Origin of the sequence: Oceanobacillus piezotolerans, assembly GCF_003665065.1 — a bacterium.
GTDB classification, from domain to species: Bacteria; Bacillota; Bacilli; order Bacillales; family Amphibacillaceae; genus Oceanobacillus; species Oceanobacillus piezotolerans.
The window spans coordinates 273,448-299,089 of sequence record NZ_RCHR01000001.1 but is presented as its reverse complement, the minus strand read 5'-3'; the positions used below and the strand labels follow the sequence as shown (position 1 = coordinate 299,089).

At 37.3% G+C, this 25,642-nt stretch carries 25 protein-coding genes and 2 other annotated features; of the genes, 1 reads left to right on the top strand and 24 read right to left on the bottom strand.

Annotated elements, in window-relative coordinates; translation table 11 throughout:
- Window positions 1-33 precede the first annotated feature (33 nt).
- The 18 genes from nadE to D8M04_RS01380 all read right to left on the bottom strand — a co-directional run bounded on the left by nadE (window position 34) and on the right by D8M04_RS01380 (window position 17,926).
- The gene (gene nadE / locus D8M04_RS01465) at window positions 34-777 is read right to left on the bottom strand and encodes an NAD(+) synthase (RefSeq protein WP_121520697.1); all 744 of its coding nucleotides are present in this window, start codon (window positions 775-777) and stop codon (window positions 34-36) included.
- Between the two features lie 382 nt (window positions 778-1,159).
- Window positions 1,160-2,287 carry a SafA/ExsA family spore coat assembly protein gene (safA, locus tag D8M04_RS01460; protein WP_425463994.1) on the bottom strand — a complete coding sequence of 376 codons (1,128 nt, stop codon included), beginning with the start codon at window positions 2,285-2,287 and terminating at the stop codon, window positions 1,160-1,162.
- Between the two features lie 320 nt (window positions 2,288-2,607).
- On the bottom strand, window positions 2,608-3,459 hold the full coding sequence (pheA, locus tag D8M04_RS01455; protein WP_121520693.1) for a prephenate dehydratase: 852 nt from the start codon (window positions 3,457-3,459) through the stop codon (window positions 2,608-2,610).
- 33 nt (window positions 3,460-3,492) lie between these two features.
- Window positions 3,493-4,773 (bottom strand): GTPase ObgE, encoded by a 1,281-nt coding sequence (gene obgE, locus D8M04_RS01450; RefSeq protein WP_121520691.1) that lies wholly within the window; start codon window positions 4,771-4,773, stop codon window positions 3,493-3,495.
- A 12-nt stretch (window positions 4,774-4,785) separates the two neighbouring features.
- Window positions 4,786-5,304 carry a Spo0B domain-containing protein gene (locus D8M04_RS01445; RefSeq protein ID WP_158595073.1) on the bottom strand — a complete coding sequence of 173 codons (519 nt, stop codon included), beginning with the start codon at window positions 5,302-5,304 and terminating at the stop codon, window positions 4,786-4,788.
- A 400-nt stretch (window positions 5,305-5,704) separates the two neighbouring features.
- Complete coding sequence (gene rpmA / locus D8M04_RS01440; RefSeq protein ID WP_121520687.1) at window positions 5,705-5,995, bottom strand: 50S ribosomal protein L27; 291 nt, start codon at window positions 5,993-5,995, stop codon at window positions 5,705-5,707.
- A gap of 14 nt (window positions 5,996-6,009) precedes the next feature.
- A complete protein-coding gene (locus tag D8M04_RS01435; protein ID WP_121520685.1) occupies window positions 6,010-6,339 on the bottom strand; it encodes a ribosomal-processing cysteine protease Prp in 330 nt (109 codons plus the stop codon).
- An 11-nt stretch (window positions 6,340-6,350) separates the two neighbouring features.
- On the bottom strand, window positions 6,351-6,659 hold the full coding sequence (rplU, locus tag D8M04_RS01430) for a 50S ribosomal protein L21 (protein ID WP_121520683.1): 309 nt from the start codon (window positions 6,657-6,659) through the stop codon (window positions 6,351-6,353).
- Window positions 6,660-6,672: 13 nt separating this feature from the next.
- Window positions 6,673-6,746 (bottom strand) — a sequence feature (ribosomal protein L21 leader region).
- A 66-nt stretch (window positions 6,747-6,812) separates the two neighbouring features.
- Window positions 6,813-7,667 (bottom strand): site-2 protease family protein, encoded by an 855-nt coding sequence (locus D8M04_RS01425; protein WP_121520681.1) that lies wholly within the window; start codon window positions 7,665-7,667, stop codon window positions 6,813-6,815.
- Window positions 7,654-8,412 (bottom strand): M23 family metallopeptidase, encoded by a 759-nt coding sequence (locus D8M04_RS01420; protein ID WP_121520679.1) that lies wholly within the window; start codon window positions 8,410-8,412, stop codon window positions 7,654-7,656. The genes D8M04_RS01425 and D8M04_RS01420 overlap by 14 nt, the downstream gene beginning before the upstream one ends.
- A gap of 306 nt (window positions 8,413-8,718) precedes the next feature.
- On the bottom strand, window positions 8,719-9,519 hold the full coding sequence (minD, locus tag D8M04_RS01415) for a septum site-determining protein MinD (RefSeq protein ID WP_121520677.1): 801 nt from the start codon (window positions 9,517-9,519) through the stop codon (window positions 8,719-8,721).
- A complete protein-coding gene (gene minC / locus D8M04_RS01410) occupies window positions 9,512-10,198 on the bottom strand; it encodes a septum site-determining protein MinC (RefSeq protein WP_121520675.1) in 687 nt (228 codons plus the stop codon). Before minC ends, minD begins: the two co-directional genes overlap by 8 nt.
- An 81-nt stretch (window positions 10,199-10,279) precedes the next feature.
- Window positions 10,280-10,807 (bottom strand): rod shape-determining protein MreD, encoded by a 528-nt coding sequence (mreD, locus tag D8M04_RS01405; RefSeq protein ID WP_121520673.1) that lies wholly within the window; start codon window positions 10,805-10,807, stop codon window positions 10,280-10,282.
- Window positions 10,804-11,688 carry a rod shape-determining protein MreC gene (gene mreC, locus D8M04_RS01400; protein ID WP_121520671.1) on the bottom strand — a complete coding sequence of 295 codons (885 nt, stop codon included), beginning with the start codon at window positions 11,686-11,688 and terminating at the stop codon, window positions 10,804-10,806. Before mreC ends, mreD begins: the two co-directional genes overlap by 4 nt.
- A 12-nt stretch (window positions 11,689-11,700) precedes the next feature.
- Window positions 11,701-12,741 carry a rod shape-determining protein gene (locus D8M04_RS01395; protein ID WP_121520669.1) on the bottom strand — a complete coding sequence of 347 codons (1,041 nt, stop codon included), beginning with the start codon at window positions 12,739-12,741 and terminating at the stop codon, window positions 11,701-11,703.
- 342 nt (window positions 12,742-13,083) lie between these two features.
- Window positions 13,084-13,767, bottom strand: coding sequence for a RadC family protein (gene radC, locus D8M04_RS01390; protein ID WP_121520667.1), 684 nt, complete (start codon window positions 13,765-13,767; stop codon window positions 13,084-13,086).
- A gap of 171 nt (window positions 13,768-13,938) precedes the next feature.
- Window positions 13,939-14,835 (bottom strand): SPOR domain-containing protein, encoded by an 897-nt coding sequence (locus tag D8M04_RS01385; RefSeq protein WP_121520664.1) that lies wholly within the window; start codon window positions 14,833-14,835, stop codon window positions 13,939-13,941.
- Between the two features lie 445 nt (window positions 14,836-15,280).
- Window positions 15,281-17,926 carry a valine--tRNA ligase gene (locus tag D8M04_RS01380; protein ID WP_121520662.1) on the bottom strand — a complete coding sequence of 882 codons (2,646 nt, stop codon included), beginning with the start codon at window positions 17,924-17,926 and terminating at the stop codon, window positions 15,281-15,283.
- Between the two features lie 96 nt (window positions 17,927-18,022).
- Window positions 18,023-18,252: a binding site (T-box leader), on the bottom strand.
- A gap of 143 nt (window positions 18,253-18,395) precedes the next feature.
- Here D8M04_RS01380 and D8M04_RS01375 point away from each other — a divergent pair.
- A complete protein-coding gene (locus D8M04_RS01375; protein WP_121520659.1) occupies window positions 18,396-18,584 on the top strand; it encodes a hypothetical protein in 189 nt (62 codons plus the stop codon).
- Here the strand turns inward: D8M04_RS01375 and D8M04_RS01370 are convergent.
- The 6 genes from D8M04_RS01370 to hemC form a co-directional block, all read right to left on the bottom strand.
- The gene (locus D8M04_RS01370; protein WP_121520657.1) at window positions 18,581-19,594 is read right to left on the bottom strand and encodes a protein kinase family protein; all 1,014 of its coding nucleotides are present in this window, start codon (window positions 19,592-19,594) and stop codon (window positions 18,581-18,583) included. The two genes, D8M04_RS01375 and D8M04_RS01370, sit on opposite strands and share 4 nt — an antisense overlap.
- A gap of 179 nt (window positions 19,595-19,773) precedes the next feature.
- A complete protein-coding gene (spoVID, locus tag D8M04_RS01365; RefSeq protein ID WP_121520655.1) occupies window positions 19,774-20,850 on the bottom strand; it encodes a stage VI sporulation protein D in 1,077 nt (358 codons plus the stop codon).
- 713 nt (window positions 20,851-21,563) lie between these two features.
- Window positions 21,564-22,853 (bottom strand): glutamate-1-semialdehyde 2,1-aminomutase, encoded by a 1,290-nt coding sequence (gene hemL / locus D8M04_RS01360; RefSeq protein WP_121520653.1) that lies wholly within the window; start codon window positions 22,851-22,853, stop codon window positions 21,564-21,566.
- Between the two features lie 14 nt (window positions 22,854-22,867).
- Window positions 22,868-23,857: a porphobilinogen synthase gene (gene hemB, locus D8M04_RS01355; RefSeq protein ID WP_121520651.1), complete on the bottom strand. Its 990-nt coding sequence runs from the start codon at window positions 23,855-23,857 to the stop codon at window positions 22,868-22,870.
- A 1-nt stretch (window position 23,858) separates the two neighbouring features.
- Window positions 23,859-24,617 (bottom strand): uroporphyrinogen-III synthase, encoded by a 759-nt coding sequence (locus D8M04_RS01350; RefSeq protein WP_121520649.1) that lies wholly within the window; start codon window positions 24,615-24,617, stop codon window positions 23,859-23,861.
- Window positions 24,614-25,546 carry a hydroxymethylbilane synthase gene (gene hemC / locus D8M04_RS01345; protein ID WP_121520647.1) on the bottom strand — a complete coding sequence of 311 codons (933 nt, stop codon included), beginning with the start codon at window positions 25,544-25,546 and terminating at the stop codon, window positions 24,614-24,616. The genes D8M04_RS01350 and hemC overlap by 4 nt, the downstream gene beginning before the upstream one ends.
- Window positions 25,547-25,642 lie beyond the last annotated feature (96 nt).

The following is a 25,642-nucleotide window of genomic DNA, read 5'->3' as shown; positions in this document are numbered from 1 at the left end:
AAACGGAAAATCCCACTGACATCTTGCTTCATTTTATCTGGATCGTTTAAAACGCGGCAAACTTGAGCGCTTATGTTCTGAACGTTTATGCAAAGATTCGATAATTTCTTTATCCTCCGCAGGGATTTCTTCTCCTTTAAGATATGCATCTATGGTATCATAAGTCGTACCCATTTCCTGTTCATCTGTTTGATTCTCCCACAAATCCGCACTTGGGGCTTTTGTAATAACTGACTCAGGAACATCAAGGAATCTAGCCATTTCCCTTACTTCTGATTTTGTGAATTCACAAAGTGGTAAAATATCTACGCCACCGTCTCCATATTTTGTGAAATATCCTGTATACCATTCTGCAGCATTGTCCGTTCCTACTACAAGATAGTTATAATTAGTCGCAAGTGTATATAATGCACTCATACGAAGTCTTGCCCGCAAATTAGCACCCGCTAATTGATCACTTGACTCGTTAAATTCACTTTTTTCTTGTAGTTGATTTTTAATATGGGAATACATGACATGATGGGTTTCTGATAAATCCAACGTCAATGAATCGATTCCACATTCGTCAATAACTTTTTTGCCATCTTCCAAACTATCTTCACTCGAATGAATTGGTAATAAAACACCAAGAGAGTTTTCTGGAGCCGCTTGTTTAATCAGGTTAGCAACTACAGCAGAATCAAGACCGCCGCTAACCCCAACAACGAACCCCTTAGCTCCTGTTACCTTTAATTGCTGCTGCAGCCATTGAACTATTTCATTTACTTCTTTTTCCATAAACAGATTCTCTCCCTTTGTGTAAGGTTAATTAACATATTGTAATATTATCATTAAATGTTTATAAAGTGAAACTTCACTCAGTGGGGCTAAAATCTATCCCCCACTGAGTTTTAGCACCGTAAGGGTATGACCTAGAGGCCCTTAGACTAATCGGTCCTTAGACAAGAATCTCTCCACACTTACTATATTTGCATCCTTCTCTTTAGGGTTTTACAGCCAGTTAACCTGCGATAAAAGAAAAACATTTCTTAAAAATAGAATACCCTTTCATAAAATAATAAAACTTGAGACCCTTCTGCTTTGGACCATTAATGCCTACAGTAAGATGTAATCTATGATAAATAAAAAAAGAGACGTAGATTTAACGTCTCTTGCTGGTCTATTCTTCATTGTCACTATCCTCTTCATTATCTTGTCTCTGGAATTGTGAGAATTGCGGATACATTGGTGGGGTTGGATTTACGAATTGTCCATGTTGCTCTGGAGAATATGTCTGCATTGGCGGTTGTTGCATCATTGGATCAGCCTGCATTCCATACATCGGATTTGCATGCATGTGATAAGGACTTATTTGACCACTCTTAGATCCGCAACCGCAATCATCTTCTGCTTGATACATAGGTGCCACAGACATTGGCATATAAGGCATCATCATATGATGATAAGGCATGATTGAATGGCAAGGATCAAAGTAAGGTTCCATACAAGGATCATAGTAAGGTTCAACGCAAGGATCGTAGCAAGGTTCGTGCCATACAGGCATCACTTCCCAACAAGGATACATTTGCGGAACCATCGGCTGATAAATCGGCTGTTGAATTGGTGTTTGCATAACAGGTGCGGTTTTTGGGACGTTTGGTACATGCTTAGGTATATTTGGTACATGTTTTGGTATATTTGATACATGTTTTGGCACTTGCTTTGGAACATGTTTTGGCACTTGCTTTGGTACATGTTTTGGCACTTGCTTTGGTACATGTTTTTCAATTGGCTTTTCTTTTACTTCCTTTTTAACTTCTTTTTTAACTTCTTTTTTAGGCTTGGGATAATGAGGCATTTGCGGAAAGTTAAACTGTAAATCAAAATCCTGATCTATTATAGGCATCTGCATGATTGGCATTTGCATAATTGGCTGTGCTGGCATTTGTGGCTGCTGAGGCAACACCGGCTTTACTGGCTTTACCATTTTCGGTTTATGTTTATCATCTTCTTTGATTACAGGCATTGGTTTTGGTGATACATGCTTATATGGTGTTTGAACTTCTTTCTTAACATTAGTTGGTGCTACTGCCATTTCTTTCTTCACATTAGTTGGTGCTGTTGCCATTTCTTTCTTCACTGTCTTAGTAGAGCTAGGTATTCTTATTTTCATACCAGGCATAATCATATCAGGACTGGCTAAATGAGAGTTTACATGCTTCAACTCTTCAAAATCAACCCCATACTTCTTCGATAGCTCCCATAATGTATCTCCCTTTTGAACAATGTGTATTTTCAAGAGAACCATACTCCTTTCATTTTAACTACTCTGGGCTAATTACTATATCAACATATGCATTCCTTTTATAAAAGTTGACCAGTTACTGAAAACTTCTAATTTGGCCATAAAAAAACCGCTCATCTTTATATAAAAAATGAACGGCTGGTTTATTAACTAGCTGTAAAACCCATTACGAAAAGAATTCGAGTAGAATATAAGATTTGAAAGTGGGGGAGTGATTCCCGTCTAACGCCCAATTTGTTCACCATACTCATACCCTAGTGGTGCTAAGACTCAGTGGTGGATGAAAAAAATACGCACTAAGTGAAGCTTCACTATATTTGTTTTTATAAACTCATATGAAATACTGGATAGGTACCAAGGATTGTAACACTACATCCAAGCGCTTCTAATTCCGCTTTTACGCCAGGAAAGAGCACACTGTCATACGGCTGTTCTACATCAATAATAAAGAAATAATTACCTAATCCTGTCTTTGTTGGACGAGATTCAATTTTAGACAAGTTCATTTTTCTCCAAGCAAATGCAGATAAAATTTGATGTAATGCTCCCGACTCATCGTTTGGTAACGTTATTAATAACGTGGTTTTTTCTCCTTGCAAAGTATGTTTAATATTTAATTCCTTATTCTTTGTAAGTACGATAAATCTAGTATGATTATTAGGATAATCATGAATGTTTTCTTTTAGCATGATTAAACCATATTCCTTTGCAGCAAGCCTATTTCCTATTGCGGCAATTGGAAGTTCTTTGTTTTCTGAAACATATTCAGCTGCTTTCCCAGTAGATGTACTATAAGATAGCTTAGCGTTTGGTAAATATTCATGAAGAAATTGATGACACTGTGCAATTGCATGGCTATGTGAATGCACCTCTTTAATTTCTGATAAATCCCCTGTAAACTCAGGATGGACTAGCAAATGTTGTTGTATGGGTACGACAATTTCTGCTTTTACAGGCAATCTTACTTGATGTACAAGATAATCTACAGTTAACTGTACAGTGCCTTCAATTGCATTCTCTAACGGAACAACTCCAATATCAATTACATCATTATATACAGCATCGATACACTCTGGAATAGTATTAAAGCTGATTTTCTCTTCTCCATTAAAAGCAGTATCAACTGCCAACTTTGTGAAAGTGCCTTTTGGTCCTAAGTAACCTATCGTTGTCAACAATACTTCCCCCTTAGTTCATTCCATAATCATCTATTCTATAAATTCAAATTCAAAATCTAATAAGCGTACAGTATCTCCGTCTTTCGCACCACGTTCTCTTAATGCTGCATCTACACCCATCGTTCTTAACTGTCTGGAAAATCTCTGTACAGCTTCATCTCTGGAAAGATCTGTCATCTTAAATAGTTTTTCTATTTTATTGCCAGATAGTACAAATGCTCCATCATCATCACGTGAAATGATAAAGGCTTTCTCTTCCTTCTGAAAACGATATACTACCTCTTTTTCCGTTTCTTCTATCTCTGGTGCCAATTTTGGAATCCTCTCCAGTTCATCGGCTATTGCAAATAGAATGTCTCTTAAGCCTGTCCGTGTAAATGCAGATATTTCATAAATAGGAATATCATCAGCAAGTTTCTCTTTAAAGATAGCTAAATTCTCTTTGGCATCAGGCATATCCATTTTATTTGCAGCAATAATCTGTGGTCTAGTTAATAATTTTGCATCATATTCTTTTAACTCTTCATTAATCTTTACAAAATCCTCATACGGATCTCTACCTTCAATACTTGCCATATCAATCACATGGACAATTAATCTCGTACGTTCTACATGGCGTAAAAATTGATGTCCCAAGCCTACACCTTCATGTGCTCCTTCTATTAAGCCCGGTAGGTCAGCTAAAACAAAACTCCGATGATCCTCTGTCTCTACAACACCTAAATTAGGAGCTAATGTTGTAAAGTGGTAATCTGCAATTTTTGGTTTAGCAGCACTGACTACGGATAGAAAAGTGGATTTTCCTACACTTGGGAATCCAACTAAACCAACATCTGCAATCACCTTTAATTCGACCTTAATATTGCGTTCTTGCCCTGGCTCTCCGTTCTCTGCAAAATCAGGAGCAGGATTTCTAGGAGTTGCGAAACGTGAATTTCCGCGTCCACCACGTCCACCTTTTGCAATAACTGCTTTTTGCCCATGTTCTGTTAAATCTGCAATCGTTTCATCAGTATCTTCATCTATTACCGTTGTACCTGGTGGTACAGGGATAATTAAAGGATCCGCATTTTTACCATGCTGGTTTTTACTCAAACCATTCTCTCCACGTTTCCCTTTAAAATGTCGCTGATAACGAAAATCCATTAATGTATTTAAACCCTCGTCTACCTCAAATACCACATCAGCTCCGTCGCCACCATCTCCACCTGCTGGTCCACCTAAAGGTACGTATTTTTCTCTTCGGTAAGCAACTAGACCATTACCACCGTCTCCACCTTTAACATATACGCGTACCTGATCTACAAACATTTATTAATCACCTCATCCATTCCTTGGAAGCATAAAACGATAAATTAATCCATCTTCTTGTAATAAGAAATTTGGATTACTATTCTTCGTCTGTTTATTATTCTCTATTTTACGATTAAATTGCCCATTAACCAGAAAGTTAAATTCTATTTTTTGCTCTTCTTCTATTACATCTATTTTCATCTCATATAAATTATCTTTATTACATATTGTTAAAAGATTATCCATTAAGTATGTACATTCGCTCACAATGGATTCATCCATTTCTGATAAATCGTGATCAGTATCTACATGGTATTCTAGTTGAAATTGTTTGTAACGCAACGGAAAATACATCATCCACAAAATAAAGCTCGGGGCTTTTGTATTCATTAGTTTACGCTCTTCTTGAAAGTATTGAAATAAATCCTCTATTTTCTCATCAACTTTTTCATACTTTTTCATTGTTAAATAACCATGCACAAGCTGCATTCTATTCATTAAATCATGTCTGTATTGCTGCAACAAGCGAATTACCTCAGACTTCTCCATTATCCCTACCCCCATTAATATGAAAGTATAGCAGAAATAAAACCAAAGTGCATTATATTAGAAGAACTGAATACAATCTCGTTCTTGTGCTAATAACTTAAGATCATTGATATACTACTTTATGATCTTACTAATGCATAAGAACAAAGGCGCAAGCGCCCGTTTAGCAACGTACAAACTGGAACGCTCCGCAATGAGATAAAGGAAACACGATGACCGTAGGGAGTCGATGTTGACTTATCGTAGTGGAGGAGTGTGAAGTTTGATAGTTGCTGGGCGCTGGAGCCGGACGTGGCCTTTCTTATGATAAGAATTATCCAAAAGTCGTTCATTTTATAATTTCCTAGACTACAAAAAAACTCCAACCAACGAATTGGCTGGAGTTTTTTGTTATACGAGATTAAGCTTCCTGTGCAACAGGGTAAACACTAACTTTTTTGCGGTCACGACCATAACGTTCAAACTTAACAATACCGTCAGTTTTAGCGAAAAGTGTGTCGTCTCCACCACGGCCTACGTTCTCACCTGGGTAGATTTTTGTACCACGTTGGCGGTATAAAATGGATCCACCAGTTACAAACTGACCGTCTGCACGTTTAGCGCCTAGGCGTTTGGATTCAGAATCACGACCGTTCTTTGAACTACCAACACCCTTTTTGGATGCGAAAAATTGCAAATCAAGACGTAGCATGAGCTGTGCACCTCCTATTTGGTATTTATTTTAATAAATTTCCCATATTCTAGTTCTATCGATTTAAGCGAAACAAGCATTCCCTCAAATAAGAGCTGAACTTGATTCATTATTTCTGAATCAGTATCGCTTGGAATGCTTACATATAAGTAACCACCTTCAGCGCCTTGCTCTATCTCTAAAGGAACATGACACAATTCCGTGACTGCATTTACAGTACCGATCGATACAGCAGATACACCCGCACAGACTAAATCATAGCCGTATGGACCACTTTCAGCATGTCCAGACAATTTAAATGCTGTTATTCGATTATCTTCTCTATAAACCGTCACAGTAATCATATGCTATATCCTTACGCGTTAATTTTTTCGATAACTAATTTTGTATAAGGTTGACGATGACCTTGTTTACGATGGTAGTTTTTCTTTGCTTTGAATTTGATAACAGTAATTTTCTTTTGACGGCCATGTTTTTCAACTTTAGCCGTTACAGTAGCACCTTCAACGAAAGGAGCTCCAACTTTAACATCTTCGCCACCTACGAAAAGAACTTTATCGAAAGTTACCGTTTCATTTTCGTCAGCAGAAACTTTTTCTACAAAAATTTCTTGACCTTCTTGAACTTTAATTTGTTTACCACCTGTTTCAATAATTGCGTACATACTTGCACCTCCTCATATAACTAAGACTCGCCATACAGGTAAGCTGTCGCTTTTTTTATCACCTGTTCTGTGCGGTTGTAGCACTGGTGCTGACAACATAACGATGTTACCACTTTTATATGGTTTTTGTCAAGGAGAACTAGTAACTATTCTTTAATTAAAACGCTCCCCAATTGTTTCGTTATGGCGGTTATCGCTAAAGTACACATGCAAGCAATCCATTTCATCAACAACTTTTCGTTTTTCTTTAGGATAAATAATATAGATAGGATGTTTCTGGTCTCTTTTAAACATGGAAAACAGCTCCATCATCGTACTTCCACTTCCCACTTGAATGGGGTTGATTTTACAAACATAATGATTTCCTTCATACCTATTTAATAAAAATCGAATAAATGCATAATAACGTTGCTTCCATTCATTCTTATTCTCAAACAATAAAAAAATCATAATTAAAAATGCACTCAATGTAAAAGGAAAGAAGATAAATTGGATAAATAGAAATAACGAGGCAGTTACTATCGAAAAAAGGATTATAGAATAGTATGCCTTCTTATAAGGTATAAATTTTGACGATAGTAAGTACAATAGCTTCCCCCCATCCAATGGCCATATTGGTAACAAATTAAAACATAGGATGAGTGTATTATAATACAGAGCAACCGATATGATACTATCAGGAATAACGTGGAAGTATTTAAAGCAAAAAAGAAAAAGATAGATAATGAGATGTTGAAATGGACCGGAGATGGTTACTAGGAATTCTTCGCGAATAGATCGATTTCCATGTTCATCTGTTTCCATAACCCCGCCAAAAACCCACAGCATAATACTCCTTATTCTCCATTTTAGAAGATAAGCCATTAAATAGTGACCAAGTTCATGAATAAATACGATTAGGATTATAATACTTAATTCCATAAAGGTTCCCGTGAGAATAGAAATAATGATGAAGATTAGCAGAATTGGATGCACATTTACTTTTGGGAATCGGTTACGGTTGGTCATCGACTTGTATCACCTGTACAGGATCTATATACTCCTCATCCTTTTCAATGGAAAAGAAGACCGTTTCATTATTCTCACTTGGAACAAATTCTCCTACTATCTGATTGTTTGACACATATTGATATAGGTATACCTCAATGTCATTTAGAAACCCATAACTAGATGTAGAACCATCTTCATGTTGCACTACTACTGTTTTGTTCGTCTCCTGATCTTTTCCAGCAAAAACAACGACTCCTTCCCGAATAGCAGATACTCCCGTAGTTTCCCCTGGATTAATCATTATACCGGTACCATTCGTTTGAAATGATTCTGTAATATTCCCATTAACAGGTAATGCCATTGTCTCCGTATCGGCAGATGGTGGATTTTCCGGAGTGAAGGCTAAAGGATTCCCAAACGTATCTCTATACCAGCCATTGACTTTTGCAAACGGAAATTCGTCTGATAAAACATCGCTCGTCCATTCTTTTGGAGTTTGAAAAACTGCATGATCTGATTGGTGAATAATAGCTACACTAAAGAACAAGATTAAGGATATAATTCCTTTCAACACGAATCCAGACAATCTGCCTGTTTTTGCCTTCTCCATATCAGACTCTGGAAAATACGGGTAATAGCCATGTTTCTCTTCCTCTTGGGGAACGGAAGGATACAATTTCCGCCCTTGATTTTCTGTTGGAAGTCTTCTCATTCTCTTACGGTGTTCAATTGATTTTCTAACTTTCTTGACCCCTTTGTCCATTTATTCTCACTATCCTTCTCCAGCATTTGTACAAGTATATGTGAATAAATGGAACATATGTCATAAATTAGACATGAAAAACGCTGACACTTTTTGTGGTGCTAACCCTCAGTGAGGGATGAACATAACCTCCACTAGGTGAAGTTTTACTTTATTTGCCAGTAAGGAAAGGAGAGCCATCCGGCCCTTGAAAGAATTGGGCGTTTGACTTTCTGTTAGTCCCCCACTTACAATTCTTGTAGTCAACCTGCAAAATAAAGACGAAATGAAAGTTTCTTCATTCCGTCTTCTATATAATAGTATTGGTTAGCTCCGTATACCAAAGAATTTTTTAACTCTTTGAAATACACCTTTCTCATCTTCTAGAGATTGTAATGGTACGGTCTCTCCCAGAATTCTCCTTGCAATATTACGATAGGCAATAGAAGCTTTTGAATTTGGGTTTAAGGCAATTGGCTCTCCCTTATTAGAAGCTTTAATGACTTCATCGTCATCTATTACAATACCGATTAAATCTATTGATAGCAACTGAACTATATCATCAATATCGATCATATCCCCTGTTTTAACCATATGATTACGGATTCGATTAATAATTAATCGCGGTGATTCTATCATTTCTTCTTTCTCTAGCAAGCCTATGATTCTATCAGCATCTCTCACACTCGATTTTTCAGGTGTGGTTACAACTATCGCACGATCAGCACCGGCAATAGCATTTTGGAATCCTTGTTCTATCCCCGCCGGACAATCAATAACAATGTAATCATATTCTTGCTTTAATTCAGCAATGATGCTTCTCATACCTTCAGTTGTAACAGCAGTTTTGTCGCTAGTCTGTGCAGCAGGAAGCAAGGATAAGAAATCAAATCGTTTATCTTTAATTAATGCTTGTTTCAATTTACAACGTCCTTGAATAACATCCACAATATCATAAATAATTCGATTTTCTAATCCCATAATAACATCTAGATTTCTTAAACCAATATCTGTGTCTATTAAACATACCTTTTTATCCATTAATGCCAGAGCTGTTCCAATATTTGCGGAAGTAGTAGTTTTACCAACTCCACCTTTACCAGAGGTAATTACAATCGCCTCACCCATTTTGTACTCTCCTTTCGAACCTGCTTAATCCTTTACGTTTATGTGAAAGAACTTGCAATCTATCAATTATGATTTTGTCCTCGTCTTCATCAATAAGACCACATTCCATATACACACCATCAGATTCATAGTCTGGAGCTCGACTTAAATAATCAGCAATTCTCAATTGAGTCGGCTTCATATAGGAAGCAACAATGAAGGCGTTTCTATCTCCATCCACACCAGCATGAGCAATTCCATATAGATTTCCCATAATATAAATATTTCCTGCCGAGACAACTTTGCCACCGGGATTGACATCCCCGATCAGAAGTAGATCTCCTTTTACAGTAAGAACTTGTCCAGAACGAACAATTTGATTAACAGCGTTTATTTTACTTTCTTCTTTCCATTTCAAAGCGTCTTCTTTAAGAATAACGTCTGATTCTATTGAAATAATGGTAAATCGATTTTTTTCATTTATAATTTTCCTTAAATGTTTCTCTTGGTCTTCTGTTAAGTAGCGGTTCCCTAGTTTTACTTTAACGGATACAATGGGTTCATCATCTTTCGGTTTACTTGCAATTATTTTATTATGAAGTTCCTTCATCGCCTCTATAAATGAACAATATTCATCAATAAAAAGCGTTATCCCTTCTCTTGTACCCTTGATGGTTATTAACTGTTTCTTTTCACGCAATATATGTTCACCTCATTAACTCACTAAAGCAGCCAAAAACATTTATGAATGGGCGCTAAAATATTAGTTTTATAAAACCAGTTATTTCCACTGCTCTGTCGTTCTCCATTTCACAAGTTGCTTCTTTAAAAATGGATAGATAACTAGAACAAAAATAAGATTTAAACCTATAGTAGGTAATAATCGGTCAAGTAAATAATCATTCCATGCCATATCTACTAAGTCAGTTATATTATAAACAAAGTAGATCAGTAAATCTCCAGCTCCAATTCCGATAATATGGAATAAAATCATGCTAAAAAAGTTAATATGTAACATTTTTTTTAGAAGATGAATGATATAAATAACTGTGGCATAGGAAAACATATATACACCCAATATACTTGTATAAATCATATCAAAAAGCAAACCAAAAATGACAGCATACATTAATGCAAAATATGTATTCTCACTATCGTAGTACAATACTACAAACACTAATCCTGCGAGCAGCCAATGAGGGACGATTAATAATTCACCCATAATGAGATCAGCAGGCAAAAAGAATGTTGCTACTCCTTCTAATACTAGGATAAGAAAGAGGAATAAAGGGATATATAGCCTGTTCATTCCTCTTTCACCTCTTCCTCTTCAGCATCTTCATCCACCACATCGAGTGAACGATCTAAAACCATAACCTGATTAATATCATACACATCTGCCGCTGGTTCCACTAAGGCAGTTCTTGTCAAACCATATTGGTCTGGAACCACTTCTTTTACCGTTCCAATAATTAGCCCAGCAGGAAATACGCCCCCCATACCCGAGGAAACAACTAATTCACCTTCTCCTATATCTTCTTCTGATTCTTCTATGATACGGAACATAAGCGAATTAGACTCTTTATCGAATCCTTCTATCATTCCAAAGATATCATGTCCCTCTTCTTTGGAAATCATAGCTGAAATCCGGTTAAACTGATCAAAGCCGGTAAGTAATTGTACTTTCGAGGTAAATTGATTAGCTGTTTTTATTTTCCCAATCATTCCTTCACCAGTTACAACTACCATATTTTTCTGAACACCATCCTGTGTTCCAGTATCAATCGTAACTTCCTCTAACCATAATTCAGGAGAACGAGAAATAACATTTGCTTGAATTGGTTCATAATCACGCATAGAATTCGTCAATTCTAAGTTATCCCTTAATGTTTGATTCTCATCTCTTAATTCTTGTACTTCGTAAATAAGCCCTTTGTATCCAGCAAGTTGCTCTTTTAATATTTGATTTTCTTCATAAATGTTCAAAAACTCATTCATGTTTGTATAAATATTAGTTACAAAGCCTACTGGCATATTGATAACAGACTGCACCCATCCAACTGTATCATTAACTAACTGTTCTGCCGTAGATAATTTATCTCTCTCCCCTAGGGAATAGCCTATTAATACGACAACAACAATAAATCCAATTAAAAATACTAATAATCGTTTATTTCGAAAAAAAGACATACTTACACCCTCTTAATAAATGGAAGGACGTGAAGAAACATTGGGATGGGAACGGAAATGTTTCATATATTCTAATGATTTACCAGTTCCTTTAGCGACACTGTCTAAAGGTTCTTCCGTCACAAATACTGGCATCTTTGTTTCATCACTAATCACTTTATCTAAATTTTTTAGTAATGCACCGCCCCCAGACAATACAATACCTCTATCCATGATATCAGCAGCAAGCTCCGGTGGAGTTTTTTCTAAAGTAAATTTCACTGCATCTACAATTGCTTCAACGTTGTCCCTCAGAGATTCAGCAATTTCAGTATTTTTAATAGTAATCGTTTTAGGTAAACCAGTCAGTAAGTCACGACCACGGATATCCATTTCAATATCTTCATCTAATTTACCAGCTGAACCAATATCCATTTTTATTGACTCAGCTGTTCTCTCACCGATCATTAAACTGTATTGTTTACGAATATGGTTGATAATTGCTTCATCCATATTATCTCCCGCAGTACGGATAGATTGACTTGTTACTACCCCACCTAAAGAAATGACTGCCACTTCTGTTGTACCGCCACCTATATCAACAATCATGCTGCCTGTCGGCTCCCAAACCGGAAGACCTGCACCAATAGCTGCTGCAAAAGGCTCTGCAATTGGATAGGCTTCTTTTGCCCCTGCTTGTTTTGTCGCATCTATAACGGCTCTTTCTTCGACCATGGTTATACCTGATGGAACACATACCATTACATTTGGTTTTTTTGCGAACAATGATCGTTTTTTCATTGCCTTTTCTATATAGTACTTCATCATCACAGAAGTCGTATCATAGTCAGCGATTACTCCATCCTTCATTGGTCTTATCACAGAAATATTCCCAGGCGTTCTTCCAATCATATTCTTGGCAGCACTGCCTACCGCTTCCACTTCCCCAGTTTGTGCATTTCTAGCAACCACCGAAGGTTCTCTCACAACAATATCCTTTCCTTTTACAAAGACTAAGGTATTGGCCGTTCCTAAATCTATTCCCAAGTCTTGAGATAAATTAAATATTCCCAAATGAATCTCCCTCTCCAACTTACAATTCATTACTTTACTATATCGATTCTTTTAGACTGTTGCAATCTTTATCGATTCATATGACAGTCCAAACATTAGATAATAAAAGTTGAAACAATGCACATTGCACATTATTTCTTACCTATTTTCCTATTTATAATTATGCCATTAATGCAGGCCTGAGAATTTGATTTTTAAACTTATACTTGCCATTCCAGCTGGAAGTTTGTTAACCGTCAAAATACATTATGTAAAAATCTTAAATAAGCGCCATATTCAAAATGAAAGATGGCGCTTATAGTATCCTATATAATTATACGAAAAAAATTCTAAAATAGATAGTTATAAATAACCTTTTTCCTTTAATGAGACAAATTTTCTATCGCCAATAATGAGGTGGTCTAATAATTCAATACCAATCAGCTTACCTGATTCTAATAAACGCCTTGTAACGTGAATATCTTCTTGTGAAGGGGATGGATCACCAGACGGATGATTATGAGCTACAATTATAGAGGCAGCAGATCGTTTGACTGCTTCACGAAAAACTTCTCGAGGATGGACAATGGAGGCATTTAAACTCCCAATAAAAATAGTCTGGCGATGAATGACTTGATTTTTTGTATTTAAGAACAATACTATAAAATGCTCCTGCTTTAATGTTCGCATCTCTTCCATAATATAATCTGCACCATCATCCGGCGATCGAATAATATATCTTTCATTGGGCCGATACTGGTTCATACGCTTCCCAAATTCTATGGCCGATAATATTAAGACCCCTTTTGCAATCCCAATTCCTTTTATTGCAACTAATTCTTCAATTGTTGCGTCTCTTAACAAATGAAGCCCTTCGAAATGCATCAATATGCGATTTGAGAGTTCCATTACTGATTCTTCTTTCGTTCCACTTCCTAAAAGAATAGCTAATATTTCTTGATTGGACAGATGACTTGACCCCGCATTTAATAGTCTTTCTCGGGGCCTATCCTCCTTGGGAACATCTTTCATCGTGACTGATGCCATACTATATCACCCTTTCTGTAAGTTACCGTTATCTTAGCCTAGCCATTCTATTCAGACAAATCTGTAAAAGCGTGTTTTCAGATAGATTTCTCTATTGAAAACACGCTTTATTATTAGGGATAATCTAGCTTTCCAACTAGGTAATATGTTAAAAAATTAGAAAAAGGGAGATCATTCATTTCCCCTTTTTTCCAGTTGTTCGTATTCATACATTAAATCTAATAAGACTTGCTGTGCTTGAGTCTCGTTAGTCACTTCTAGAGAATTCACAATTTCTATTAAAGGAGACAATGTTTCACTCTCAATTTGTTTTTCTTTTAATGAATCAAAGCTTGCCAAATCTGCATTGTTACTTTCTGCAATGGACTGTACTGAACTTTCCCACGAAGTCCGAAACAGCTGAAGCCATTCTTGTTCACTTTCCGTTAAACCAAGTTGTAATGTATTTGTTGTCCATTCTTTTACAAATATATCATATTCCCCGGTATTTATTTGATTCATCACTGCATTTGCAGCTTCTTTGGTAGGAGCTAATCCTAGCATGAGATAGAATTGATTATCTCTTCGCCATATAACGTTGGGTAAATGTGCTTCTTTTAAACCAGCTGCCCAAGTTTCAGCATTATCTGATTCAGAGAAAACACCCGCTTGTAAAATATGGACTTTAAGTGGTTCAGCCGAATAAGTGGAAGATGGTCCTTTTGGGGTTTCTTCCTGCTTGTTTACATGTGCCTCATTTCCTTGTAAAACTCCAGGCTGGCTAATAAAGCCGTTTTCTACTTTAACAAAGATTTGAAACATTAGAATGCTTAGAAAAACGCCAATGAGAACTGCAGAGGAAATCGTAATAAAAACTGGCTTCACTTTTTTACCTTCTGGTCGATCTTTAGATGACTTAACGCTTGCTAAATCCGTTTTTCTTTCATAGGTACTATGGGATTCATCGATTGACTCATGAAGGGTTGCTGCATACTCCTGATTTGACGGTGGTGTATTTTTTCCTTTTTTTTCTATGAAATTTGTAACTTTTCCATTTTGTTTTATTATGATTTTCTTTCCCTTGTCCATTTCATACCCCTCCGAACGCTAGAGTCATTAAAGTAACTCTAGCATAGAGGAATTAAAAAGTAAGACGAATACTGTCACTCTTTTTCAAAATCGTTCAACATAACATTCTCTTTTTCGATGCCATCGACATAGATAAGGTGAAAATTCACTCAGTGGAAGTCCTATGCATCCCTCACTTACTATACTTGTATTTTTCTAGAATTCTTCTCTTTAAGGAGCTAACTGCCAATTAACCTGCGTCAAAGTACACCTTCTGTAATTGGAAAACACTTTAGGACATCGTGGTCTTTCTACAAATTATTAATGCCGTGTTTCGTTTTGCTACTATCGATTATTAATATAAATTCATTATTCTATTGGGAGGGTTAATGCATGATTTGATTAGTAGCCTTGATATAAACAGAAAGGAACGGAATCCTCTTCTTTAGGATTCCGTTCCTATTTCTTACCCTCTTAATTCATCTAATCTTGCCTTTACTTTGGCTTGTTTATCTAAATAATCGGCTTGCTTTTGTTTCTCTGCCTCTACCACCGCTTCCGGTGCCTTCGCTACAAAACCTTGATTGCTAAGCTTCTTCTGAACACGTTCTACCTCTTTTGTCCATTTTTCAAGCTCTTTTTCCAGACGGCCAATCTCTTTATCAAAATCGATTAATCCCTCAAGTGGCAAATAAATCTCTACACCAGTTACCACCGCAGACATCGCTTTTTCTGGAGCATTTGCCTCTGTAGAAATCATTAATTCACTTGGATTACAGAAGCGTTCAAGGTAGCTGCGATCTTTTTCCAGTTCCGATACTATTGTCGCATTTTCTGCTTTTAGTATCATCTTAATTTGTTTTGACATTGGTGTATCTACCTCGGCACGGATATTACGTACCGCTTTAATAATCGAAACGAGTCGTTTCATCTGCTCTGACGCCGCTTCATCATGAAATTCTCTCTTCACCTCAGGCCAGTTCGCAACCGTAATTGATTTACCTTGATGTGGAAGCTTTTGCCAAATTTCCTCTGTTATGAATGGCATAAATGGATGCAATAATCGCATCGTTTGATCCAATACATAAGCTAAAACAGATTGGGTCGTCTTCTTCTTCGCTTCATCATCACCATATAATGGAAGCTTCGCCATTTCGATATACCAATCACATAATTCATCCCAAATAAAATTGTAAAGATGACGACCGGCTTCACCGAATTCATATTTCTCATTATTCTTCGTTACCTGTTGGATGGTCTCATTTAGACGAGTAAGAATCCATTTATCTGCTAAGGAGAGCTCCCCTGTTAAATCAATATCATCGTACGTAAAATCTTTCATATTCATTAGACAGAAACGGGAAGCATTCCAGATTTTATTAGCAAAGTTCCACGTTGACTCTACTTTTTCCCAATAGAAACGAAGATCCTGTCCTGGAGTAGAACCAGTTAGTAGGAAGTAACGCAAAGAATCAGCACCATATTTGTCGATTACATCCATCGGGTCTACTCCATTCCCAAGCGATTTACTCATCTTTCTGCCTTGTTCGTCACGAATCAACCCGTGGATGAGTACATCTTTAAATGGCCGCTCTCCAGTAAACTCTTTTGATTGGAAAATCATTCTTGCAACCCAGAAGAAGATAATATCATATCCTGTTACCAATACATTGGTAGGGAAGTAGCGTTTAAAATCTTCTGACTCAGTATCAGGCCAGCCCATCGTTGAAAATGGCCATAACGCGGAAGAGAACCATGTATCTAATACGTCTTCATCTTGCTCCCAGTTTTCAATATCACTTGGCGCTTCTTTGCCAACATATATTTCACCAGTTTCCTTATGGTACCACGCTGGAATACGATGTCCCCACCATAATTGACGGGAAATACACCAGTCACGAATGTTCTCCATCCAATTGTTATAGGTGTTTTCAAAACGCTCTGGGACAAAGTTAACTTTCTTGTCACCATTTTGTAATTCTAATGCTGCATCAGCTAATGGCTGCATTTTTACAAACCATTGTGTAGAAAGATATGGCTCTACAACTGCACCACTTCGCTCAGAGTGACCTACCTGATGCGTGTGCTCTTCTATCTCAAAAAGAACTCCGATTTCTTCTAAGTCTTTTACGATTTGCTTCCTACATTCAAAACGGTCCATTCCTTCATATTTACCAGCATTCTCGTTCATCGTTCCATCTTCATGCATTACGAGAACTCTTGGTAAATCATGACGATTGCCAACTTCAAAGTCGTTTGGGTCATGTGCTGGTGTTATTTTCACCGCACCAGAACCGAATTCCCTATCCACATAATCATCTGCTACAATTGGAATTTCGCGACCTACAATCGGCAATACAAGTGTTTTGCCTATTAAATGTTGATAACGTTCGTCTTTTGGATGAACGGCAACCGCTGTATCTCCAAGCATCGTTTCTGGACGCGTTGTCGCAATTTCAATGGTTTCATCACTATTTTTAATAGGGTACCTCAAGTGATAAAACTTACCTTGTACTTCCTTATAAATTACTTCAATATCAGATAAAGCGGTTTTAGTCTGTGGATCCCAGTTAATAATGTATTCTCCCCGATAGATGAGCCCATTCTCATATAAACGGATAAATACTTCTTTTACAGCATCTGCTAATCCTTGATCTAACGTAAATCGTTCACGGGAATAATCAAGTCCTAATCCGAGCTTTTCCCACTGTGAACGGATAAAGGATGCATATTCTTCCTTCCATTCCCATGATTTTTCGAGAAACTTCTCACGGCCTAATTCGTACCGATTGGTTCCTTGTTCTTTCAGTTTTGCTTCTACCTTTGCTTGTGTGGCAATCCCTGCATGGTCCATACCTGGAAGCCATAACACATCATAGCCCTGCATCCGCTTCATTCTTGAAATGGTATCCTGCATCGTTGTGTCCCACGCATGACCGAGGTGCAGCTTCCCAGTAACATTTGGGGGTGGAATAACAATAGAATACGGTTCTTTATTGGGATCTCCTGTTGCTTCGAAAAATTTTCCCTCTAACCAAAATTGATATCGTCCTTTTTCTACTTCCTGTGGATTATACTTCGGTGGAAGCGATGTGTACTCCTGCTCATTCATTATTTATTACCTCCTAATTTTAAAACAATTACAGCTAAAAAGAAGATTTAGCTTTCATTTTATTGAGAAAAAATATAAAAAACCCTTTTCATCCTTAAAAAGGACGAAAAGGGTTGATTTCCGTGGTACCACCTTTGTTTACAAATCAAATTTTGTGATTTGCACACTTCTTCAAATAACGGCTTGTCACCGGCTTCTCCTACTAGCTTTTCAAAGAAGCTGCATCGAGGGCGACCTTCCAAAATAAATTTACCTAGGAAGTTTTCAGCTCAAGACTTCCCTCTCTAAAGGCTTTATTTTGTACTCTTCCCTTTCTTCGCATTTACCAATTCATTGTTTATAAATCATATTTTAATGCTAACAAGAAGCATCGTCAACTACTATTAAACCATTTTGCACAAGTTCAGTCTATGTATACATATTATATCATAGTAAATTTAAAATGTGTAAACCAAATGAGGTGAAATCAATGTCAAAGTATTACAGATATAAGCTGCCGCCATGGGCAAGAAAATGTATTTTTGTATTGGAGAAGGTTACACTACCCATTTTACTATTCCAGCTCATACGTACTATTTTATTTCCAACTGCGTTCGATTTAATATTATTAGGTCTTCTGGTTGGACTACTCATTGCTTTTTATATCGAATGGATTTAATCTAATCCTTCTTCTGGCTCATCAAACTTAACGATCTCATATTCCCTTTCAACATATTGAGACCATTCTATTCCAAACAGGATTACCCTATACGCCTTTTGAAGTTCTTTGATAAAGGAGATTTCTGTTCTTGGTTCTTTGCTTCTGTACTCATTAATGAGTTCGAAATATGGAATGGGATTCAATAGATAAACAGCAAGCAATTGAACTTCCGCAAGAGTCAAGGGATGTAGATTATTATAATAGGAGAAATTCTCTAAAAAGGAATTTTTCGGCGCATCGAATAAACGAACCTCATGACGGAAAAAGGAAACCAAATCAATAATTGCATTTTCATAACCTGCATTTTCCCAATTGATAATATAAGATCCCCTCAAATGCTCAGTTGACAGGTTTCGATGACAGAGAGAAACATTCCATGTTTCTCTTTTTTCATCTTCTTTCGTGAATTGGTCCAAACGCTTTCTTATTTCTCTTAAGGCATATTCTACATCTCTAAATTGTGTACATACCAATAATTCAAAAGGAGACATATAATGTCGCTTTTCATAAAGAATAATTGTAGAACGTAATTGCTGCTCTAAATCCTCACAATAACTTAAGTAGACCTTGAAATCATTACTCCACTCTTTCCCTGCCATATTTTGAGAACGTTTGGTCTTTTCATGGATGGTTGCTATGGCTTGGTATAAAGCACGGATGGAGCCTTCATCTATAGATGTCCTTTCTTCTTCGACCCAAGGACATAAATAATAAATGTCTTCCCCTTCCTGATAATAAAGTTGATTCTGTTTCGTCTGATAGACAGGGATAATAGACTGAAGTTGATTATTATATGCCGTACGGTAGGTATACTCCCAGTATGATACTGTACTCTGATCAAGCTTACTCTTTTTCAGTGCGAAAGAATGCTGGTGAACGATAATTTGGAAAAGGTTATCAGTAATTTGATGAATGCTTGTTGGTTCTATAGGATATGCCTGCAATACTCTATTCAGCCTCTTTTCCATACATTCCACCACCTATCGAATTATGGATGAGGCTGGGACAAAAGTGTTTGCTTAAAAGAAAGATTGAACTTAACAGCAGAAGATAATCGCAGAGGAAATATACCTCGCTAAATTGGCGCATTGTTCCACTTTTATTGTTAAGCAGTTTAGTTATGTCCCAGCCTTATCACAAAATTATATTAAGAAGTCTTTTGAGGGATATAAAGCAGTTGTCCTTCCGTTACGTCGAAATCATCTTCTAGTTTATTTTGTTTAATTAAAGATAAAGCACTAACCTGGAAGCGTTCTGCAATGGACTCTAATGTATCCTCTTTTTGTACGATACATAGCCTCATTTTTGTGAATCCTTCCTGTTCACTGTTTCTAAAAATATCAGCTAAATAGGAAACATCCTGCGGGCTTCTCTCTTCCTCATCTACCTCATCATCTTCTTCTAATTCATCATCCATTTCGTAATCATTATTATCTTCTGTCTCATTTTCTTCCACTTCTTGTGTGTGACCAAAGAATTCCTGTAAAGATTGGGATTTCGTTTTAAATAGCCAACGTCCTGTTTCATCTTCTTCCTCATTGTCATCTTCTTGCGTTGTTTCTGCCTCAGGAGAAAGACTTGGAGTAGTAGATAAAGAGTGTATATCTTCTTCATGTGAACTACCCTCTTGCGGAAACTTTAATTCAAACTCAAAAGAATCTTCTTTTCTAAACTCTTCTGCATGTGTTTCTTCCGCAATTTCCTCTTCCCTCTCTTCTATTTCTTCTTCAGTGTCCACTATTTCTTCTACGGTGTTCTCCTCCACGTCTTGCAACCGTGGCTCTTTTACATCCTGGTCAATTCCATAGATACTAATCGTTGAATATAATTTTAATTGCCCTTCTTCAGGTAATTCGTAATCAAAAGATTCTACGCTTACTGTAACTGCGTTTAAATCTGATACACGATACGTAGGAACAGAAATTTCCACAGGAAAACGATGTGAGAAAGTAACAAATCCTTCTTCATTTACTTCCACTTTTTCCATATATCTTTTCGCTTCAAATGCTTCGAAATCTGTAATTGTCTCTTCTTCCATTCCTTCTAAAGCTTCATATTGACCTTGTAATTCAATTACACCTCTTATAGATATATAATCATTATAGGGTTGAATTGTAATTTCTGGTTCTAGGGATATTCCTCGCATTTCAGCTACCTCTTGACCTTTGTCAAAATAAAGAGATTCATTTAACTCGAAGCTAAATACTGATTTTTCTTCAGACAATTGTCTGCCTCCCTTCTAAACATAGCCCTTACTTACTATTCCTTAATTATCTATATGAGCCCAGGATAATCCTTATGCATAAAAGAGCATTTGGAGGATACTAATGGTAAATAGAATGATGAAGTCTAGTTGCTACCGAGATATCCTTTTTTTAATACATTTCAGATAAACTACTAACTAGTTTAATTTATCGGAAGCACACTGGAAATATGCGCTGGGGATTTCCGCTGCGGGCAGTACGCTTTCCGCGGGCAACGCCTCAGCCTCGGGCCAACAGGATGTTGGTCATAAAGGCGTTGCCACAGGACGTGGCGTTCTTAGCCTTTGTTCCTTTACGCTTCCTACGGGGTCTTCGGCTGTTGCTTTTCCCGCAGGAGTCGACTGCCCTCCGCTACAATCACTTCATGTAATTTGGAGGTGCTATCCAATGTTAAAATAATAAAAAGCATAATTCAGCGGAGGAAATACACGAAGACTCCTGCGGGATGAAAAGCCTAGTTGAGACCCCGCAGAGACGTTAGTCTCGAGGAGGCTCAACAGCGCCCGCGGAAAGCGTAGTGTATTTCCGTAGCGGTGCTACCCACTATTTTGAATTAAATTATTCAGCATTTTCTATCAGCTACGGAGATTTATAATCCTCATGACAATGAATAAAAAAGAAGGAGACTTCAAAAAGTAAATGATTACTTCTTGAGGTCCCCCTCTTTATTGCTTTATTTATTAATCTTAGAAAACGCTACATTCACTGCTTGTATTGTTTTATCAATATCTTCATCAGAGTGTTCCGTTGACAAGAAGACTCCCTCAAATTGAGAAGGTGGAAGGAAAATTCCTTCTTCAATCATATTGCGGTAATATTGTGAAAAGTAATCCAGATTGGATGTCTTCGCTGTTTCGAAGTTAGTAACCTTTTCATTTGTAAAGAATACACCAAACATGGAACCCGCTCGATTTACCGTCAAGGGGATATCATATGATTTAGCTGCTTCTAAGTATCCTTCTGCTAACTTATCAATTTTTTGGTTAATTTGTTCATAAGACTCCTTCGTCAATGAACTTAATGTCGCAAAGCCTGCAGTCATTGCTAGTGGGTTACCAGATAATGTACCAGCTTGGTAAATAGGACCTGCCGGTGCAATTTGTTCCATTATCTCTCTCTTGCCTCCGAAGGCTCCAACAGGAAGACCGCCACCTATTACCTTACCAAGGCAAGTAATATCAGGATCTACATCGAAGTATCCTTGTGCAGAATGGAAACCAACTCGGAATCCGGTCATAACCTCATCAAATATGAGCAGAGTTCCATTTTCCTCCGTTATCTTTCTCAGCTTTTGCAGAAAATTGTTTTCAGGAGGAATAACTCCCATATTGCCACAGACTGGTTCGGTTATAACTGCAGCAATCTGGTCACCATAATTGTCAAAGGCTAATTGAACACTTTCTATGTCATTATATGGGACAGTAATTGTATTCTTAGCAATCGAGCTAGGTACACCCGGACTATCAGGAAGCCCTAATGTAGCAACACCCGAACCGGCTTTAATTAATAGTGAATCTCCATGTCCGTGATAACTTCCCTCAAATTTTAAAATAATATCTCTTCCAGTGTATCCACGCGCCAAACGGATTGCACTCATGGTTGCTTCTGTTCCAGAGTTAACCATACGAACCATTTCTATTGAAGGAACCCTCTCAATAACTAGTTGTGCCAGCTTATTTTCCATTAATGTAGATGCACCAAAACTTGTTCCTTTTACAATCGTTTCTTGTAATTGGTTCACTACATTGTCATGAGCATGCCCTAGAATTAGAGGACCCCAGCTAAGTACATAGTCTATATATTCATTTCCATCGACATCGTAAATCTTAGAGCCTTTTCCTGATTCCATCACGATTGGAGTCATACCAACTGATTTAAATGCTCGTACTGGTGAGTTTACCCCTCCAGGCATAAGGTTTACTGCTTCATTGTAAATTGCCGCAGATTGTTCAAAGCTTTTCATCCATGATCACCTCATTATCTATTCTCTTCTTTTAGCCATACTGCAACATCTTTTGCAAAATACGTTAGAATGATATCCGCACCGGCTCGCTTCATTGAAGTTAGCATTTCCATCACCAGTGCTTTTTCATCAATCCAACCATTCTGGGCTGCAGCCTTCACCATCGCATACTCTCCGCTTACATTGTAAGCAACAACAGGAACATCTACATTATTACGAACGTCTCTAACGATATCAAGGAAGGATAATGCCGGTTTTACCATAATGAAATCCGCTCCCTCTTCAATATCTGATTGCGCTTCTCTTAAGGCTTCTAAACGATTCGCTGGATCCATTTGATATGTTTTTCGATCACCAAATTGAGGCGCACTGTCTGCAGCATCTCTAAAAGGACCGTAAAAAGAAGAGGCATACTTAACTGCATAAGACATAATTGGAATATGTTGGAATCCAGCCTCATCCAAAGCAAGTCGAATAGCAGCAACAAATCCATCCATCATATTAGATGGAGCAATAATATCTGCTCCAGCTTCAGCTTGAGAAACCGCTGTTTTTGCTAAAAGCTTTAATGATTCATCATTATCAACATCATGATTATGTATCACTCCACAATGTCCGTGAGAGGTATATTCACAAAGACATGTATCGGCTACCACTAATAAATCAGGGAATGCTTCTTTTACCATTCTTGTGGCGGTTTGCACGATTCCGTCGTCAACAAATGCCCCTGTCCCAATCTCATCCTTGGCTGTAATTACTCCAAAGAACATAATTGCTCTGATTCCAAGATTATATACAGTTTTGACTTCGTCTAGTAATAAATCCAAAGAAAATTGGTAAACACCAGGCATAGATGCTACTTCGTTTTTGATCTTGTTTCCTTCTATGACAAACATAGGGTAAATGAAATCATCTACTCTTAAATGATTCTCTCTGACTAGAGAACGCATAGAATTTGAAGTTCTCAATCTTCTATGACGTTTGAAATCTAGATTCTTCTCCATATCAAACATCTCCTCCATAGCTGTATTCTGTCATTCTCTGAATCATACCCTCCATTGTATAATCTGACTCTGGGCTGATGATATGATCCATTCCTAAATTTCTTGCCATCTCCTCTGTTGTACTGCCTATACAAACAGTAGTCCATTTTCCAGTCAATGAGGTCATGTTACAAAATGCTTCTACCGCAGAAGGACTGGTAAAGGTAATGAAATCTAGTTGACTTGATAGTATTTCATTTAAGTTTTCCTTATTATTATGATTCGCAACAGTTTCATACACTTCTAGCATATCAAATGGTACTCGAGCTTCAAAGAATCTTTTCGGCAATACATCTCTAGAGAGATTCCCCCGGACAAGCAGGATTGTCCCTGTCTGATAATATTTGTTCATAAATTCACTCGCTAACGTTTCAGCATTATATAAGGGAGGTACCAAGTCTGCAGTCAGGCCAAATTCTTTTAGAGCATCTTCCGTTTTATGGCCTACAACGGCTATTCTTTGATTAGTTAAAGTACGCCCTTTCTTGTTTAATAACTGAAAAAAACAACGGACACCATTTGCACTTGTAAAAATAATCCATTCATAGGAGTGCAGTTCTTTTATTCCTTGCCAGTTGTTCTCCTCGCACTTACATTGAATCTTGATTAGAGGGACTTCCAATGGAACAGCACCCAGTTGCTTTAATTGCTTAGAAAAAAGCTTTGCACCCTTTTCATCTCTCGTAATCAGGATGCGTTTTCCTTCCAGAGCATCTTTCATTTTTTCTCAAGCTCCTGCTTTACCTCATCAACGATTTTCTTGGCACCTTGAGCAATTAATATATCTGCAGCCTTTTGGCCAACTTCCTTTGGTTCTGTTCCGCGAACGGTTTCTTTTAAAATGGTCTTTCCATCTGGAGTACCTACAAGAGCGGTTAGAATAATTTCATCGTTCTCTAAATAAGCGTAACCACCAATAGGAATTTGACAACCGCCATCTAAGAGATTTAAGAACGTTCTTTCTGCTGTTACAGTCTTAGTTGTAAAATCGTCGTTTATTGTCGCTAACAGAGACCGTATTTCTTCATCATCTTCTCGACACTCAATTGCTAATGCACCTTGACCAACTGCTGGAAGCATTACTTCTGCTTCTAAAAACTCTGTTACGACTTCTTCACTTAAACCAGCCCGCTTTAGACCAGAAGCTGCTAGAATGATCGCATCATAGTCTTCTTCCTTTAATTTTCGAATACGGGTTTCAATATTACCACGAATCCATTTAATTTCTATATCAGGACGGACAGCTACAATCTGTGCTGCTCGGCGTAAACTACTAGTCCCGACAATGGCTCCCTCTTTTAAATCATTTAATAAAGTATGGTCCTTGGAGATAAAAGCATCTCTAGGGTCTTCCCTTACAGGAATGCTTGAAATAACTAATCCTTCCGGCATAACAGAAGGCATATCCTTCATACTGTGTACTGCAAAGTCAATTTCCTTATTATACATGGCTTGTTCAATCTCTTTAACAAATAGCCCTTTTCCACCCACTTTAGATAATGTTACATCAAGAATTTTATCTCCCTTTGTAACTATTTCTTTAACTTCAAACTCGTTTTGTGCACCAGCTTTTTTTAATTGTTCTATAACCCAATTGGTTTGTGTTATGGCCAAATTACTCCGCCTTGATCCAACTATAATTTTACGCATGAGTAAACCTCCTATAAATAAGACTAATCATATAATGTTTCCCAACTCTATATTAACCTTAATAAGAGTAATTGAAAAAGGAAACGGTTAATGAAT

Bases quoted from the DNA above. Each gene is read 5' to 3' on its own strand.
- nadE (WP_121520697.1), bottom strand. From the start codon at position 777: ATGGAAAAAGAAGTAAATGAAATAGTTCAATGGCTGCAGCAGCAATTA.
- safA (WP_425463994.1), bottom strand. From the start codon at position 2,287: ATGGTTCTCTTGAAAATACACATTGTTCAAAAGGGAGATACATTATGG.
- obgE (WP_121520691.1), bottom strand. From the start codon at position 4,773: ATGTTTGTAGATCAGGTACGCGTATATGTTAAAGGTGGAGACGGTGGT.
- D8M04_RS01445 (WP_158595073.1), bottom strand. From the start codon at position 5,304: ATGGAGAAGTCTGAGGTAATTCGCTTGTTGCAGCAATACAGACATGAT.
- rpmA (WP_121520687.1), bottom strand. From the start codon at position 5,995: ATGCTACGTCTTGATTTGCAATTTTTCGCATCCAAAAAGGGTGTTGGT.
- D8M04_RS01435 (WP_121520685.1), bottom strand. From the start codon at position 6,339: ATGATTACTGTGACGGTTTATAGAGAAGATAATCGAATAACAGCATTT.
- rplU (WP_121520683.1), bottom strand. From the start codon at position 6,659: ATGTACGCAATTATTGAAACAGGTGGTAAACAAATTAAAGTTCAAGAA.
- D8M04_RS01425 (WP_121520681.1), bottom strand. From the start codon at position 7,667: ATGACCAACCGTAACCGATTCCCAAAAGTAAATGTGCATCCAATTCTG.
- D8M04_RS01420 (WP_121520679.1), bottom strand. From the start codon at position 8,412: ATGGACAAAGGGGTCAAGAAAGTTAGAAAATCAATTGAACACCGTAAG.
- minD (WP_121520677.1), bottom strand. From the start codon at position 9,519: ATGGGTGAGGCGATTGTAATTACCTCTGGTAAAGGTGGAGTTGGTAAA.
- mreD (WP_121520673.1), bottom strand. From the start codon at position 10,807: ATGAACAGGCTATATATCCCTTTATTCCTCTTTCTTATCCTAGTATTA.
- mreC (WP_121520671.1), bottom strand. From the start codon at position 11,688: ATGTCTTTTTTTCGAAATAAACGATTATTAGTATTTTTAATTGGATTT.
- radC (WP_121520667.1), bottom strand. From the start codon at position 13,767: ATGGCATCAGTCACGATGAAAGATGTTCCCAAGGAGGATAGGCCCCGA.
- D8M04_RS01385 (WP_121520664.1), bottom strand. From the start codon at position 14,835: ATGGACAAGGGAAAGAAAATCATAATAAAACAAAATGGAAAAGTTACA.
- D8M04_RS01380 (WP_121520662.1), bottom strand. From the start codon at position 17,926: ATGAATGAGCAGGAGTACACATCGCTTCCACCGAAGTATAATCCACAG.
- D8M04_RS01375 (WP_121520659.1), top strand. From the start codon at position 18,396: ATGTCAAAGTATTACAGATATAAGCTGCCGCCATGGGCAAGAAAATGT.
- D8M04_RS01370 (WP_121520657.1), bottom strand. From the start codon at position 19,594: ATGGAAAAGAGGCTGAATAGAGTATTGCAGGCATATCCTATAGAACCA.
- hemL (WP_121520653.1), bottom strand. From the start codon at position 22,853: ATGAAAAGCTTTGAACAATCTGCGGCAATTTACAATGAAGCAGTAAAC.
- hemB (WP_121520651.1), bottom strand. From the start codon at position 23,857: ATGGAGAAGAATCTAGATTTCAAACGTCATAGAAGATTGAGAACTTCA.
- D8M04_RS01350 (WP_121520649.1), bottom strand. From the start codon at position 24,617: ATGAAAGATGCTCTGGAAGGAAAACGCATCCTGATTACGAGAGATGAA.
- hemC (WP_121520647.1), bottom strand. From the start codon at position 25,546: ATGCGTAAAATTATAGTTGGATCAAGGCGGAGTAATTTGGCCATAACA.